Consider the following 15335-nt stretch of genomic DNA (forward strand, 5'->3'; position numbering starts at 1 on the left):
CCGCGGACGGGGTTGACCTCGCCCTCGGGGGTCGCGATCCGGACGTCGAGGCCGGCGACCTCGAGGACCGTCTTCCGGTCGGTGCTGGTCATCGGAAGCTCCTCGACGTCTTGTCGCCGATCGCGTCGGCGAGCAGGTTGAACGAGAGCACGCAGAGGATGATGAAGATGCCGGGGAACGTGGTGATCCACCACTCACCGGACGACATGTTCCCCGAGCCGTCCCGCACCATCGAGCCCCACGACGCCGTGGACGCGCTCACGCCCACCCCGAGGAACGACAGCGACGCGATGACCACGATCGCGTTCGCGATCGTGAGCGACGTCTGGACGAGGATCACGCCCCACGTGTTGGGCAGGATGTGGCGGAACGTGATGCGGAGCGGGGAGGCGCCCATCGCCGTCGCGGCCTCGATGAAGCGCGACTCCCCGCAGCGACAGGATCTCGCTGCGCAGCAGCCGCATGTACCGCGGGACGTTGATCAGCGCGATCGCGACCACGACCATGTAGAGCTTGTTGCCCGACAGCGAGACCAGCGCCAGCGCCAGGATCAGCAGCGGGAAGGCCTGGAACGCGTCGAGCCCGCGCACCACCCGCTCGCTGCCCTTGCCCTTCAAGTGCTCGCCGCGAGGCCGAGCAGGACGCCGACCACGAGCGACAGCACGGTGCCGAGCAGGGCCAGGGACAGGTCGGTCCGGGCGGCGACGATCACGCGGGAGAAGATGTCGCCCCCCGCGGCGTCGGTGCCGAACCAGTGGTCCCCCGACGGTGCCGCGAGGCTGCTGGAGGAGTCGGTGTCACCGGCGCCGTAGGGCAGCGGTGCGAACAGGCTGGCCAGCACGAGCACGACGAGGAACGCCAGGCCGGCGGTCGCCGCCTTGTGCTCGCGGGCGAGCCGCAGCAGCCGCCGCCCGCGGGAGACGCGGTCCGGCTCGGGCAGGGTCACGGTGGCGGGCTCGGCGTCGGGCCCGCCGGCCGTGGGGACGGGTGCGGTCACTTGCTGTTCAGGCACGGGAGATCCTCGGGTCGAGCAGGCCGACGACGATGTCGAGCAGCGTGTAGGTGACGAGGGTGATGGCGCCGGCAACGAGGACCATGCCCTGGACGACGGGGACGTCCAGCCGCAGGATGCCCTGGAGCGCCCACTGGCCGAGCCCGTCCCAGGCGAAGATCCGCTCGACGATCGCCTCGCCGCCGAACAGCGTCGCGAAGATGACGCCGGCGTAGGTGACGATCGTGGTGCGGGACTCGACGAAGGCGTAGCGGACCACCGTCCGCTCCGGGAGCCCGAGCGCCCGGGCGAACTGCGCCTGCTGGGAGTTGAGCGCCTTGCCGACCGTGCTCCGCGCGGTCTTGGCGAAGTACGCCGCGTAGACCAGGCCGAGGGTCAGCACCGGCAGCAGGTGGTGGCTCATCGACGAGCTGAACGTCGCCATGTCGCCGGCGATCAGTGCGTCGACCGGGATCATCCCGGTCACCTTCGGCGGCGGCAGGTCGGCCAGCCCGAGCTGCCCGGTCGGCGACGGCGCCACTCCCAGCATGAAGAACAGGAAGTAGATCAGCAGCAGGCCGAGCAGGAAGTCGGGCACGGCCTGGAACACGCCGGTGCCGAGCCGCGCCACCTTGTCCGGAAGCCGGCCGCGGAAGTAGGCACCGGTGGTGCCGACCGCCGTACCGACCAGCGCGGCGAAGATGATCGACAGCACGATCAGGAGCAGCGTCGGGGGGAGCTTGTCGGCGATCTCGCTGGTGATCGACTGCTTCGAGTAGTACGACGTGCCCAGGTCGCCCTGGAGCAGGCCGCCCATGTAGTCGAGGTACCGCTCCCCCACGGGCTTGTCGAGCCCGAGCTCCGCGCGGATCGCCTCGACCTGCTCGTCACCGGCCAGGGGTCCGGCGATCGTCTCGGCGGGGTCTCCGGGGGTGACGCTGACCAGGAGGAAGGACAGCGTCACCACCCCGAAGAGTGCAGCGACGAGGAAGAACAGCCGTGAGAGCACCAGGCGCAGACGCCCCCCTGGTCCTGCTCGGCTTGACCGGAACGGTCGGTGCCGTCGTGCTCGCGGCCATGTCCGTCACTTGTCCGTCACTTCCCGTCCGTCACTTGCGGCTGAGGTCCTGGAAGGCCCAGCCACCCGTGGGCAGCGCGTGGTAGCCCTCGATCGACTCGGCGATGCCCACCAGGTCGGGGATCTCCACCAGCGAGACCAGCGGGTTGTTCTCCGCCAGCACGTCGAGCGCGTCGCCGATGATGCCCTGCCGCTCCTCGCCCGCCGGGGTCACCAGCACCTGCTCGGCGAGCTTGTCGAACTCCGGGTTGTCGTAGCCGGAGCTGTTGAGCGCCGACTCCGAGTGCAGGTAGAGGAACAGCGTGTAGCCGATCTCGGGGAGCGCCGGGCGCTCGGTGTAGAGGTAGGCCTCGTACTTCTGCTCCGCCACGCCGGCCTCGAAGTCGGTGTTGGACGGGACGGCCTGGGTCTCCACCTCGATGCCGACCTCGGCGAGGTCGCTCTGGATCAGGCGGGCCAGGTTCTCGGCGAACGGACCGGGCCGCTCGCTGTTGTAGGCCAGCTGCATCGTGAAGCCGTCGGCGTAGCCGGCCTCCGCGAGGAGGTCCTTCGCCCGCTCGGGGTCGTGCTCGGCGACGGTCGGCTGGTCCTCCCACAGCGAGCTGGCGACCGGGTTGGTGGCCGGCTCGGCGTAGCCGTGGTAGATCGAGTCGACGATGCCCTGGCGGTTGATCGCGTAGTTGAGCGCCTGCCGCACGAGCGGGTCCGCCAGCACCTTGCTCTTCTCCGACACCGTGAAGTTGTGCCGGTTGGTGTCGGGCATCTGCGAGACGACGGCGTTGTCGCTGTCGTTGATGGTGTCGAGCTGGTCGATCGGCGGCTCGGAGATCATGTCGACCTCACCGGACGCGAGCAGCTGCACCCGCGAGGAGCCCTCCGGGACGGCGCGGATGACGATGTCGTCGAAGCTCCGCTCGCCGTAGTAGTTCTCGTTGGCGGTGAACCGCACCTCGGTGCCGGGGTCGAGCGACTCCAGCTGGTAGGCGCCGAAGCTCGCGGTGTTCTTCGCCAGCCACTCCGCGGCCCACGGGTCGGCGTCGGTGGCGTGCTTCTCGACCTCGGTGGAGTCGAGGATGCCGACCAGCGGGTAGGCGAGCACCGACATCGCCAGCGCCGACGGCGCGGTCAGGTTGTAGCGGATCGTGTAGTCGTCGATCTTCTCGACCGGCTTCTCCGGGTCGACGTTCGCGGTCTTCAGCAGGATCGCGGCCTGGAGGCTCGCGGGGTTGCTGTACATCCGCTCGAAGGAGTAGACGACGTCGTCGGCGGTCATCTCGTTGCCGTAGGGGCTCTCGACGCCCTTGCGCAGCGTGATCGTGTACGACGTGCCGCCCTCGTCCTCCTCCCAGCTCTCGGCCAGCGCCGGGACGATGTCGTCGGTGCCGACGAGCTCGTCCTCCGACACGGTGGTGTCGTACTCCAGGAGGGTGCCCATCGCCGCGTCGAGCGCGTAGACCCAGGTGAGCCCGGTGAACTCGTTCGGGTCCATCTGCGTCGGCGTCGACGACCAGGCGACCGTCAGGGTCGTGTCCGACCCCGATCCGCCGCCGCTGTCGTTGCCGCCGCATGCCGCCAGCAGCGCGGCGGCGGTCAGCGTCGCGGTTGCGACGCCCACGCGCCGTGTGAATCTCGAACCCATCAGAATCTCCGTCCTGCGGTCGAACGCCCGAGCCAAGGGGATATGTCGGACATTACGGTAGAGTGGTCCAGGTCACCAAGGCAAGACCATCGTGTGACAGATCTGTGAAATCTTCCAGCGCGCGGTTCTCCGCGGGGTGGCGCCGCTCGTCGAGTCTCCGCGCGGAACCATTGACAGGATCCGACGTTCGCGGGACCGTGGCCCCGCGCGCCGTTCCGGCAATCGTCCGACGTTTTAGAGAACCGCGCAGTCGCTGAGCAGAAGGAGTCGGTGTGTACGACGGGCAGTTCGACGGGCTGGACGCGGTCGTCCTGGTGATCGCCGACGCGACTCCCCTGGTCGCGCTCTACGGCGACCGGTTCGGGTTCACCGTCGTGGCCGACGAGCCCGGCGCTGACGACCTGGGCCCGCTGCTCGGGCTGTCGGCACCGGTGTCGCGGGTCGTGCACCTCGCGCGCGCCGAGCACGTCGGCGGCGCGGTCGTGCTGGTCGAGTCGCCCGGCGCCCCGACCCCCCACCCCGGCGCCGCTCCCACCCACCCGGCCGGGGCCCTACGCGCTCGACTTCTACCTGCGCGACTCCGCCGCGACCGAGCGGGAGCTCGAGGAGGCGGGGTGGGCGTTCACCTCCGACGTCGTGCACTACGACCTGCCCGGCACCACGATCCCGGTGCGGGAGCGGATGCTCGTCCAGCCCCACAGCGGGCTCCTCCACGCCTTGGTGCAGCACCGGCCGCGCGGCACCCGGTCGGTGCTCGGCGAGGACGAGACGGGCTGGTGCAGCGAGGTCGTGGCCGTCGTCGTCCTGACCCGCGACCTCCCCGGCGCCCGGGTGTTCGCCGCCGAGGTGCTCGGGGGCCACGAGTACTACCGCGGCACCTTCGCCGGCCCCGCGATGGAGACGATGCTCGGCTTCGGCCCGGGCGCCGGCCTCGAGGCCTCCCTCTTCCGCGGACCGGCGTCCCGCAACGCCCGCCTCGAGTTCGCCCGCCCGGTCGACGCCGACGGCGAGGAGCTGGCGTGGGACGACGCCCCCCGCCCGGCCGTCCTGCCCCGCGCTGGTCGTCCACGACCTCGACGCGCTGCTCGCCCGCCTCCGCGACTCCGGGCACGGCGAGGTCGGCGCCGACGACGAGGTCGGGTGGCGGGGGGCAGCGGGTCCGCGCGGTGCGGTTCGACACGGCGTACGACGCCAACCTGCTGCTGCTCGACCGCGGCGCGCAGTGACGAGGTCGGTGCGGGGCGGTGGCGGCGACCGACGTCGCCCGGACCCGGACCGTGCAGGCGGTCACCGCCCTCCTCTTCTGCTCGATGGTCGGCACTTTCACCCCGACCCCGCTCTACCCGAAGTACCAGGAGCTGTGGTCGCTCTCCTCCGGCCAGGTCAGCGTGGCCTTCGCGGCCTACGCCGCCGGCGTGCTGGTGGTGCTGGTCAGCCTCGGCGGCCTGTCCGACCTCGTCGGCCGGCTGCCGACCCTGCGCGGCGCCGCCGTCCTGGTGCTGGCGTCGCTGGTCGCGCTCGCCGCCGCCCCGACGTACGAGGCCCTCGTCGGCGCCCGGTTCCTGCAGGGCCTCGGCACCGGTGTCGCGTCGAGCGCCGGCGCGGCCGCGATCATCGAGCTGCACCCGCGGGGCGTGCGAGCCGGTGCGTTCCGGTTCACGATCGTCATCTCCGCCGGCGTCGCGGTCGGACCGGTGCTCGCCGGCCTGGTCGCCGACCGGCTGCCCGCTCCTCTCGTCGTCCCCCTACGCCGTCGTCGCGGTGCCGACGCTCGTCGCCGCCGCCCTGCTGGTGCGGGCACGGGTGCCGTGGACCCGAGGGACCGCGCGCGGGCTGGTCCGCCCGGTGCGGGTGCCCCGCCGGCTCCGGCTGCCGTTCGCACCCGCGGCCGCGGCCATCACCTCGACCAACGTCGCGTTCGGGGCGTTCGGGAGCTTCGGCGCCGACCTGGCCCGCGGCGCCGGGTGGACGTCGCCCCGCCGCCGCCGGCGCGCTGGTGTCCCTCATGCTCCTGGCGGTCGCCACCGCCCAGGTCGCCCTGCGCCGGCTGGCCGTTCGCCCGGCCCTGGTCACCGGCTGTGCGGCCGGAACCGTGGGCTGGGCGCTCACCTGGGGCGCGCTCACCGCCGAGCACCCCGTCGCGCTCGGCGTCGGGGCGGTGGTCGTCGGCGCCGGCGCGGGTGTCTGCCTGCTCGCCTCCGCCACCGCGATCGGGGCGATCGCCCCGGTCGACCGCCGCGCCGAGCTGCAGGCGGCGTACCTCACCGTCGCCTTCCTCGCCGTCGGCCTCGCCTCCCTCGGTCTCGGCGCGGTCGTGGAGGCGGCGAGCGTGCGCTCCGCCGTCGCGATCGCCGTCGCGGTCGACCTCGTCCTGGCGCTCTTCTGCGCCCTGCTCCTCACCCGCAACCCCGCCGTCCTCGGAGGACTCGATGAAGCACCCGCTGGCTGAAGGCCCCCGCACCATCACCGACGCGCGCCGCGCGCTCGACCGTGGCGAGGTGACCGCCGTCGACCTCGTCGAGCGCGCCGCCGCCGGCGTCGCCGAGCACGACCGCGACCTCGGCATCTTCCTGAGGACCACGCTGGACACGGCGGCCGAGGCAGCGGCGCGGGCGGACGAGCGACGCGCGGCCGGCCGTGTGCTCGGGCCGCTCGACGGCATCCCGGTGGTGGTCAAGGACATCGTCTTCACCGCCGACGCGCCGACCACCGGGCAGAGCCTGCTGCGCGACGCGACCCCGACCGGCGACGCGCCCGCGTGCACCGGCCTCCGGGAGGCCGGCGCGGTGTTCCTCGGCAAGACCTCGACGATGGAGTTCGCGCTCGGGTTCACCGACCCGGAGAAGCCGTTCCCGCTGCCGCGCAACCCGTGGGACCGGCAGCGGTGGACGGGCGGGTCCAGCTCCGGCACCGCGTCGGCCGTCGCGACCGGCATCGCGCTCGGCGGGATCGGCACCGACACCGCGGCGTCGATCCGGGAGCCCGCGGCCTGGTGCGGGATCACCGGCCTGAAGCCCACCCACGGCCTGGTGTCCCAGGAAGGGGTGCTCCCGCTCGCCTGGTCGTTCGACCACGTCGGGCCGATGGCCAGGTCGGCCGAGGACTGCGCCCTGCTGCTCGACGCGATGACCCGGCACGGGTCGTCCGGTCCGGCGACCGACCCGGGCGCCGTCCCCCGGTCGCTGCGCGGTCTCCGCGTCGGCGTCGCGGTGGAGCCGCTCGAGCGCTCGTCCGACGCCGTCCGGGCCCGCATGGCCGACGCGGTCGCCGTGCTCGCCGACGCCGGCGCCGAGGTGGCGAGGTGCGGCTGCCGCACTACGACGCAGCCAACGACACGGTGATGCTGGGCCTCGCCGCGGAGGCACTGGCCTACCACCACGACGACGCGCGGGAGCGCTGGCAGGACTACGGCCGGGTCACCCGGGCCGCCCTCCCCTGCCCGGGCTGCTGCTGACCGGCGCCGACGTCGTGCAGCTCCAGCGGGTCCGCCGCCACGTGCAGCGCGCCGCCGCGGCGCTGTTCGACGACGTGGACGTGATCGTCGCCCCGACCGCGGGCGGGCCCGCCCCGCTCGCCGACGACCTCGACTTCCAGGAGGTCGTCGACCTGCTGCAGACGCAGTACTGGAACGCCACCGGCGAGCCCGCGCTCTCCGTCCCCGTCGGCACCGTCGACGGCCTGCCGGTCGGCATGCAGCTGATCGGGCCGTCGTACGCCGACCAGCGGGTGCTCGCGGTCGGCCGCCTGTTCCAGGAGCTCACCGACCACCACCTCGCCCACCCGTTCGACCGGCAGGGAGGCCGCCCGATGACCGACCCGACCCGCACCCTCGTCGAGGCGCTCGTCGCCCGCTCCGGCATCCCCGCCGACCCCGCCGAGGTCGACGCGCTCGTGGCGGGCGCACCCGCGATCGCCGACGCCGTGCGCCGCCTCTACGACCTGCCGATGGACCACGAGACCGAGCCGGCGGTCGAGCTGCGGGTGGTGTGAGGAGGTCGTCATGGTGAGAGTGATCCCTGGGTCACTCTCACCATGACGACCGTCAGCCGGCCGCGCCCGGTGGACCGGCATCAGTCGCCGGCCGCCCGGAGCGGTGGTTCCTTCGACCGCGCGACGGACCCCGACCGCGCCAGGGTCGTGACCCGTGTGTGGAAACGCAGGCCCTGGTCGTCGTGGCGGAAGCTGAGCACCGCGAGACCGTCCGGCTCGCGGACGACCGCCACCAGCTCGCGGCTGTTGAGCCGGATGTTGACCACGTCGTCCGGCGAGCACCCGATCTCCTCGCACAGCTGGGTGAAGACGTCGGCGGGACCCCCGCCGGTCCCCCTGGGAACGGATGGCACGACGTCCTCCCGCTACCAGGCGCCGACGAGCGAGGCCGCCGTCTGACCCATGACCCGCGGCGCGAGCTCCGGTCCGAGCTTCTGGGCCTTGGGGAGATAGTCCCGGGGGTGCGCCATGCCCTCGGCGTGGGGCCAGTCGGACCCGTAGACGATGTGGTCGGCGGGGGAACTGCTCGGCCAGCGCGACCAGGTCGTCCTCCCAGTGCGGTGAGATGTAGAGGTGCTCCTTGAGCAGCTCGCTCGGCAGGGCTCCGAGGTCGGGTGCGAGTCGGCTCCGCCGGCCGAGCAGGACGACGTGGTCGAGCTCGTGGAGGAGGTGGCCGAGCCAGCTCGAGCCGCTCTCCACGCTGGCGACCTTGAGCCCGGGGAACCGGGTGAACAGCCCGTGCAGCGTGAGCGCTGCGAGCATGTCGGCCATCGGCCGCTCCCCCATGCCGATGAACATCTGGAACGGCGTGATGTCACCGAACGTCGGGTGCGGCTCCTCGCCCCACAGGCTCGAGACCTGGGCGTGGTAGATGTTCGACGACGCGTGCATCGACACCAGCACCCCGGCCTCGTGGACCCGGGCCCAGAACGGGTCGAAGTAGGGGTCGGCGGGAGATCGGCCGTTGATCGGGCTGGCCCGCAGGTGCACCGCCTTGGCGCCGAGCCCGAGCACCCGCTCGAGCTCCGCGACCGCCCGGTCGAGGTCGAGCAGGGACAGCAGCGGGACGGCGTAGATCCGGCCGTCGTCGTAGCCCCAGTCGTCCTCGAGGAACCTGTTGAAGGCGTGCAGGTTCGCGTAGGTGGCGGGGACGTCGTCGACGAGGGTCTGCTCGACCTGGACGCCGAGGCTGGGGTAGAGCATGCAGCCGTCGATGCCCTCCTCGTCCATGAACTTCAGGCGGGCTTCGCGGTTGATGAACGCGGGGTTGTCCGAGCCCTTCATCCGGAACTTCTTGTTGGCCCGGTCGACGACGACGCCCTCCTCGAACATGGCCTGCAGCGAACCCGGCGCGCTCACGAAGTCCATCGGGTGCGCGGGGCTGTAGCGCATCGGCGTCTTGCCGATGCTGACGACGTTGCGGCCGTTCTCGGCGCGGACGACCGTGACCGCGCGATCCGCGAAGTCCGGGTCGATGTGCCGGGTGAAGGCGTCGTAGGGCTCGTAGTAGTGGTTGTCGGCGTCGAAGAGACGCACGTGCTCGGGGCTCGCTGCGGGGGCTGTCATCGGGTGACCTTTCGTTGGGTTCGTTCGGTTGGGTGTTCAGACGGCGCCGGCGGCGCGCAGGGCGGCGACCGCGGCGTCGTCCAGGTCGAGCAACTCGTGGAGCACCTCGGCGGTGTGCTCCCCGAGCGCAGGCGGGTGGCGCGCGTAGGTGGGCGGGGGTCGCCCCCAGGCGCAGGGGGGCTGGCGAGGACCGGCACCGAGCCGCCCTCGGCCCACGGGTGGGCGAGGTCGACCCGGCTGCCGCGCTCGCGGACGTGCGGGTCGTCGAACAGCTCGTCGTAGTCCTTGACCACCGAGCACGGGACCTCCGCCTCGAGGAGCCGGTCCATCAGCTCGAACTTGGCGAACGGCGCGATCCGCTCGGCCAGGAGCGGACCCAGCTCCTCGGTGTGCACGCCACGACTGATGACGTCGGCGAAGCGCGGGTCCTCGGCCAGGTCGCTCGCGCCCAGCACCTTGCACAGGGCCAGGAAGGCGGCGTCGGAACCTGCCGAGACGTACAGCGGACCGTCCGCGCACTCGAACACCTGCGCCGGACCGCCGCCGTTGCCCTCATTGCCCTTCCGGCTGGGAGCGACCCCGCTGAGGAAGTACTCCGAGACCAGGTGGGTCTGGCTGGCGACCGCGCTGTCCATCAAGGACACGTCGATCGACTGCCCCTTCCCCGACACCCGGTCGCGGTAGGAGAGCGCGGCCAGGACCGCGATCGCGGCGTTGAGGCCGGTCATCACGTCGACCAGGCTGGGCCCGGTCTTCATCGGCCCCCCGCCGGGCACGTCGTCCGGGAGGCCGGTGACGCTCATCAGCCCGCTGTGCGCCTGGAACACGGCGTCGTAGCCGGGGCGGCCGGCGTACGGACCGTCCTTTCCGTAGCCGGTGATCGAGCAGTGGACCAGCCGGTCGTTGACGGCCGCGAGCGAGGCGTGGTCGAGCCCCAGCCGCTCGGCGGTGTCGCCGATGAAGTTCTCGATGAGGACGTCGGAGACGGCGACCAGACCGCGGAGGACGTCGCGTCCCTCCGTGGTCTGGAGGTCGACGGTCACCGACCTCTTGTTCCGGTTGGTGCTCACGAAGAACGACGAGTCGCGGCCGCCGGCCGGCCACGAGGTGGGCAACGCGGTGCGTCCGTAGAGCCGACCGATGTCGCCGGCTCCTGGCCGCTCGATCTTGATGACGTCGGCACCGAGGTCGCCGAGGACCTGGGCAGCGAAGGGTGCAGCCAGGACCCTGCCGAGGTCCAGCACCCGCACTCCCTGGAGTGCTCCGTTTCCGTCGGGCATCGCTTCCTACCTCCCGGTGAACCGGGGCGGCCGCTTCTCACGCAGAGCGGTCATGCCCTCGACCTGGTCGTCGGTTCCGGCGACGACGGGCACGAGGTCGACCTCGGCCCGCATGGCGTCCTCGATCGTCGTGATGCCGTGGGCCAGGGCCCCCTTGGTCAGCGCCATGGCGAGCGGCCCGTACGACTCGAGCTCGGCAGCCAGGTCGAGCGCGGCCCGGCGGGCGGACCCCGGTTCCACCAGCACGTCGGCCATCCCTCTGCGGTGCGCCGACTCCCCGTCGACGACCGCCGAGGTCAGCATCATCCGCTTGGCAGCACTCGCACCGACGCGCTGGCCGAGCGTGTGCAGCAGGCCCATGTCGGGCACGAGCCCGATCCGGGTGAACGCGATGCCGAAGCGCGAGGCGGTCGTCGCGACAACGACGTCGCTCGCCATGGCGATGGAGCAACCGGCCCCGTAGGCGTCGCCCTCCACCGCGGCGACGACCGGCTTCGGCCCGAACACGATCCGCCGGAGCAGGTCGTGCACGTCACGCATGTTCTCCCGCAGCTCCAACGCGGTCGGCGGGGTGGTCCGGGCCTGGATCCGCTTCACGTCGGCCCCCGCGCAGAAGTGCTCACCGTCGCCGGTGATCACGACCGCCCGCACGTCCGGGTCGTCGTGCGCGTCCTGCAGCCGCGCTGCGAGCGACCGGCGCATCTCCGGGTGGAAGGCGTTGCGGCGACCCGGGTTGGAGAGCGTGAGGACGCGACAGGTGCCGTGGTGCTCGACCACGACGCCGTCGCTGGTCGCGACGTCAGTCACGGAGCACCACCTCGCTCGCGCCGTACGGCGCGTCCCTGCGGTGGACGGCGGCGCGGAACCCCTCGCTCGAGGCAGTCGCGATGAATTCCTTGTTCGCCGCGGACTGGTGCGCTCGCACGTCGGTGTCGGCCGCCATCCGCTGGAGCACGTCCCAGCCCATGAGCTCGAGACCGGCGTTGACCACCCGCTTGTGCGCGGCCGCCAGGGCCGGGTCCATCAGCGCGATCCGCTGCGCGAGCTCGTCCACCCTCTCCCCCAGCTCCGCTGCCGGGTGCGACTCGAGAGCCAGTCCGAGCCGCGCCGCGGTCCGGCCGTCGACCACGTCGCCGGTGAGGAGCAGGCGCTTCGCCCACTGGGGGCCTACCAGGTAGAGCCACATGTGGTTGGCGGGCGATCCCAGCGACCGGGCGGCCGGGAAGCCGAAGCGGGCGTCGTCCGCAGCGACGACGAGGTCGCAGTTGAACGCCACGTCGGTCCCGGCCGCCAGGCAGTTGCCCTGCACCTTGGCGATGACCGGCTTGTGCATCCGGAAGATCGCGAGCCGGAGCTCGCTGCGCAGACGCACCTGCCAGAGGTCGTCCTCGACCGTGTCGAACGCGCGATAGTCGGCGGGGTCGTAGGGCAGGTCTTCGCCGACCGGGGTCATGTCGGCACCGGAGCAGAAGTCCTTGCCCGCTCCCTCCAGGACGACGCACCGGACGGCCTTGCGGTCGTCGCACTCGAGCATCGCGTCGCGCAGCTCGGTGAGGGTCCCGAGGCTCATGGCGTTGCGCTTCTCGGGCTTGTCGATCGTGATGTAGGCGACGGGACCTTCCGTCCGTAGCCGGATGTCACAGGGGTCGGCGAGCCACTTCACGACCGACCACCGCCGACGAGCAGGTTGACGGCCGGTGCCCAGCACCGGGCCTCGGGGTACGACGACAACGAACGATCTCCTTCGATAGGCGGGGCGGGAGCTGCTCCCGACCCGGTCGGGACTGTCAGCGGATGCGGGTGCTCGACTGGTGCCAGGGCGTCAGCCATCGGCCGACCGCTCCGATCAGTGCGGTGAGGAGCATCCCGAGCAGCGCGACCACCACGATCCCGACGTACATCCGGTCCACGGCGAACAGCGCACGAGCGTTGAAGATCAGGTAGCCGATGCCGTCGTCGCCGACGATGAACTCCGCTGCGGTGTTCACCATCACGGCGACGCTCATCGCGACCCGGAGTCCGACGAAGATCTGCGGGAGCGCCGCCGGCCCGAGGACGTGGCGGAGCATGCCGAGTTGCGAGACCCCGAACGAGCGCCCCGCCTCCCGGAAGCCCTCGGGGACGTTGGCCATCGTCTCCATCGTCTCGACCCACACGAAGAAGAAGACGGTCACGCCCACCAGGGCGAGCTTCGGCGCCTCCCCGAGCCCCAGGATGGTGAGGAACACCGGCAGCAGGGCGATCTTGGGCACCACGTAGATGGCGTTCAGCGTCGGCTCCAGCGCGGCTCGCAGCGTCCTCGACACCCCCATCGCCGTGCCGACGACCAGGCCGCAGGTCGCGCCGATCGCCAGCCCGACCAGGATCCGGTAGAGCGAGGCCTGGATGTCGCCGAGGAGCCTGCCGTCGACGAGCAGGTGCCAGCCCTCGTCGACGATGGTGGTCGGCGCCGGGTAGAGCCGGCTGTCGATCCACGCCTGGTCGGACGCCAGCTGCCAGAGGGCGATCGCCGCGAGCGGGAGACCGATCGCGAGCCCCCGCTCGAGCCACACCTGACGGCGTACCCGCGACTTGCTCGCCTCGAGGCCTACCCGCGGGCGCACCGTCTCGATCAGGGTGACCTCCGAGGGGGCGGTCCGTTGGTCCACGGTCACGGACGCACACCTCCAACGGCGTGTGCGGCACGCTGCGGCTCGACCTCGCCGCGCAGCAGGTCCCAGAGCTCCGCCCGCATCGCACCGAACTGCGGCGACTCACGCAGGTGGCGGTCGCGGGGCCGCTCGAACGGCACCACCCGCTCGGCGAGCAGCCGGCCGGGTCGCGCGGACATCACGCACACCCGGTCGCCCAGCACGAGCGCCTCCTCGAGGCTGTGCGTGACGAAGATGACGGTGCGCCGGTCGGCCTCGCAGATCGCGAGCAGCTCCTCCTGGAGGATCTCGCGCAGCTGGGCGTCCAGGGCCGCGAACGGCTCGTCCATGAGGAGGACCGCGGGCTCGACCGCGAGGGCCCGGGCGATCCCCACCCGCTGCCGCATGCCGCCCGACAGCGTCGCCGGGTAGGAGTCGGCGAAGTCCGACAGTCCGGTCCGGCCCAGCCAGTGACGTGCTCGCTCACGGCTCTCCCGCCGCGCGACCCCGTTGACCCGGAGGCCGAACATCACGTTCGAGAGCACCGTCTTCCACGGAAAGATGCCGTAGTCCTGGAAGACGGTCGCGATCGGAACGATCGCGTCGGAGCGGGTCCGGAGCCGCAGGGTGCCGCTCGTCTGCGGCAACAGTCCGGCGACGATCCGCAGGAAGGTCGACTTGCCGCAGCCGGACGGGCCGACGATGCAGACGAACTCACCCTCGCGCATGCGGAGGTCCATCGACTGGAGCGCCTCGACGCTCCGCGACGTGGTTCGGAACGTCTTGCCGACGCCGACCGCGTCGACGGCCCACGGCGCCGCCTCCGGGCCGCGCTTGTCCAGACGAACCGTTCCCACGGCGTCGACCCGCTCGGGAGCGTGCCGACTGCCGATCATGCCCCGTCCCCGTGGATGCAAGCAGCGAAGGAGGGATCGACGACCTCGTCGTAGCCGATCGCCTCGTCGTAGGTCAGGACGTCCCCGACCTCCAGCCAGGCGGTCTGCAGCTCCTCGAGGACGGCGCCCCACTCCATGTCGGGGGCGGGGTCGAACTGTGCAGCCGGCATCTGGGCGAGGTCGGCGGCGTCGAGCTCCATGCCCTCGGCCAGCGCCTCGCGCACCTCGGTGTTCTCGAGGTAGTCGCCCTGGAGGTGGTCGCGCTCGGTGCGCGCCAGGGCCCGCAGGAACGCCTGGCCGACCTCTCGGTCCTCCCCGAGGAGCTGCGGTCCGAAGATGTAGCCGCCCGTCGGGGGGCTCCATCGAGAACGCGAACTCCGCGAACCCGGCGCCGTCCATGTCCGACCAGAACGGCGAGGACACGTAGGCGCCGTCGACAGCGCCGTTCTCGAGCGCCAGGGGAGGTCCGGCGTGGGCACGACCTGGAACTCGACGTCCTCGAGCGTCAGCCCTCCGTCCTCCAGGTGGTCCAGCAACGGCAGGACGACGGGCGAGCCCACACCGACGGCCGACGCCAGCACGGCACCCTCGAGCGCCTCGGGGCCCTGCGCGGCGATCTCCGAGCTGAACCACCAGCCGGACTTGTCGTCCGGCGACGGGTAGCCGTTGGGGTACACGAAGCGCATCTCCAGGCCGGCGTCCAGGGCATTGAAGGCGCCCGCGTCGAGTCCGCGACCCATCACGTCGATGTCGCCGCTGGCCACCTGCGGCGCCGCGTCCGCCGACGGCAGGGTCAGGATCTCGACCGAGATGTTCTCCTTCTCGAACTCCCCCAGCGCGTCGGCGAGGAGCAGTGCACCGAAGATGTCGATGCGGGCGGGGAGGTTGACCGTGAGGCTGGCCTCCTCGTCCAGCGGGGCTGGAGCGAACGGGTCGCCGGTCGGGCAGGAGCCCTTCGCTGACCCGTCATCGGCCTCGGCGTCGTTACTGCCTCCGCCGCAGGCACTCGCGACGAGGCTCGTTGCCGCGACGAGCGCGGCCAGCTGGGTGAGGTGACGGCGGACCGCCCGGTTCGAACGTGGCTGCATGTGGAGTTCCCTTGAGCGATGGCCTCCGGCCGACGCCGAGCGCGGCTGCGTGCTCCTGCGTCGGTGGAGGAGGCGGGCTGACGACGCGCCGACCATAAACCTTGGTTGACGTCAACTTCAAGCATTGAGGTCACTGTTTTTGCCGCTTGAGCGGCAGTCTAGGACGTTTCAGTGCCG

Annotated in this window: 14 protein-coding genes; 3 read left to right on the top strand and 11 right to left on the bottom strand. The window is 71.8% G+C overall.

Going from position 1 to position 15335, the window contains the following annotated elements:
• Positions 1-88: 88 nt before the first annotated feature.
• The 4 genes from MF408_RS05895 to MF408_RS05910 all read right to left on the bottom strand — a co-directional run bounded on the left by MF408_RS05895 (position 89) and on the right by MF408_RS05910 (position 3684).
• On the bottom strand, positions 89-397 hold the full coding sequence (locus MF408_RS05895; RefSeq protein ID WP_240250638.1) for an ABC transporter permease subunit: 309 nt from the start codon (positions 395-397) through the stop codon (positions 89-91).
• A gap of 216 nt (positions 398-613) precedes the next feature.
• Positions 614-1012 carry a hypothetical protein gene (locus MF408_RS05900; RefSeq protein ID WP_240250639.1) on the bottom strand — a complete coding sequence of 133 codons (399 nt, stop codon included), beginning with the start codon at positions 1010-1012 and terminating at the stop codon, positions 614-616.
• Complete coding sequence (locus MF408_RS05905) at positions 1005-2000, bottom strand: ABC transporter permease (RefSeq protein WP_240250640.1); 996 nt, start codon at positions 1998-2000, stop codon at positions 1005-1007. Before MF408_RS05905 ends, MF408_RS05900 begins: the two co-directional genes overlap by 8 nt.
• A gap of 100 nt (positions 2001-2100) precedes the next feature.
• Positions 2101-3684, bottom strand: a complete 1584-nt coding sequence (locus MF408_RS05910; protein WP_240250641.1) for an ABC transporter substrate-binding protein — start codon at positions 3682-3684, stop codon at positions 2101-2103.
• A 296-nt stretch (positions 3685-3980) separates the two neighbouring features.
• On the opposite strand from MF408_RS05910, the gene MF408_RS05915 reads away from it, so the two are divergent.
• The 3 genes from MF408_RS05915 (at position 3981) to MF408_RS05925 (ending at position 7049) form a co-directional block, all read left to right on the top strand.
• Positions 3981-4934: a hypothetical protein gene (locus MF408_RS05915; protein ID WP_240250642.1), complete on the top strand. Its 954-nt coding sequence runs from the start codon at positions 3981-3983 to the stop codon at positions 4932-4934.
• Between the two features lie 770 nt (positions 4935-5704).
• A complete protein-coding gene (locus tag MF408_RS05920) occupies positions 5705-6157 on the top strand; it encodes a hypothetical protein (protein ID WP_240250643.1) in 453 nt (150 codons plus the stop codon).
• Positions 6138-7049, top strand: a complete 912-nt coding sequence (locus tag MF408_RS05925; RefSeq protein WP_240250644.1) for an amidase — start codon at positions 6138-6140, stop codon at positions 7047-7049. The genes MF408_RS05920 and MF408_RS05925 overlap by 20 nt, the downstream gene beginning before the upstream one ends.
• 64 nt (positions 7050-7113) lie before the next feature.
• Here the strand turns inward: MF408_RS05925 and MF408_RS05930 are convergent, their stop codons facing one another.
• From MF408_RS05930 to MF408_RS05960, 7 genes are all read right to left on the bottom strand, one after another.
• The gene (locus MF408_RS05930; RefSeq protein WP_240250645.1) at positions 7114-9264 is read right to left on the bottom strand and encodes an amidohydrolase family protein; all 2151 of its coding nucleotides are present in this window, start codon (positions 9262-9264) and stop codon (positions 7114-7116) included.
• The gene (locus MF408_RS05935) at positions 9261-10544 is read right to left on the bottom strand and encodes a CoA transferase (protein ID WP_240250646.1); all 1284 of its coding nucleotides are present in this window, start codon (positions 10542-10544) and stop codon (positions 9261-9263) included. Before MF408_RS05935 ends, MF408_RS05930 begins: the two co-directional genes overlap by 4 nt.
• A 6-nt stretch (positions 10545-10550) precedes the next feature.
• Positions 10551-11351, bottom strand: a complete 801-nt coding sequence (locus MF408_RS05940) for an enoyl-CoA hydratase/isomerase family protein (RefSeq protein WP_240250647.1) — start codon at positions 11349-11351, stop codon at positions 10551-10553.
• A complete protein-coding gene (locus MF408_RS05945; protein WP_240250648.1) occupies positions 11344-12252 on the bottom strand; it encodes a crotonase/enoyl-CoA hydratase family protein in 909 nt (302 codons plus the stop codon). The genes MF408_RS05940 and MF408_RS05945 overlap by 8 nt, the downstream gene beginning before the upstream one ends.
• 79 nt (positions 12253-12331) lie before the next feature.
• Positions 12332-13198: an ABC transporter permease gene (locus MF408_RS05950; protein ID WP_240250649.1), complete on the bottom strand. Its 867-nt coding sequence runs from the start codon at positions 13196-13198 to the stop codon at positions 12332-12334.
• Complete coding sequence (locus tag MF408_RS05955) at positions 13195-14070, bottom strand: ABC transporter ATP-binding protein (RefSeq protein WP_240250650.1); 876 nt, start codon at positions 14068-14070, stop codon at positions 13195-13197. Before MF408_RS05955 ends, MF408_RS05950 begins: the two co-directional genes overlap by 4 nt.
• The gene (locus MF408_RS05960) at positions 14067-15158 is read right to left on the bottom strand and encodes a hypothetical protein (RefSeq protein WP_240250651.1); all 1092 of its coding nucleotides are present in this window, start codon (positions 15156-15158) and stop codon (positions 14067-14069) included. The genes MF408_RS05955 and MF408_RS05960 overlap by 4 nt, the downstream gene beginning before the upstream one ends.
• Positions 15159-15335 lie beyond the last annotated feature (177 nt).

The organism is Nocardioides sp. TF02-7 (genome assembly GCF_022437945.1).
Taxonomy (GTDB): Bacteria; Actinomycetota; Actinomycetes; order Propionibacteriales; family Nocardioidaceae; genus Nocardioides.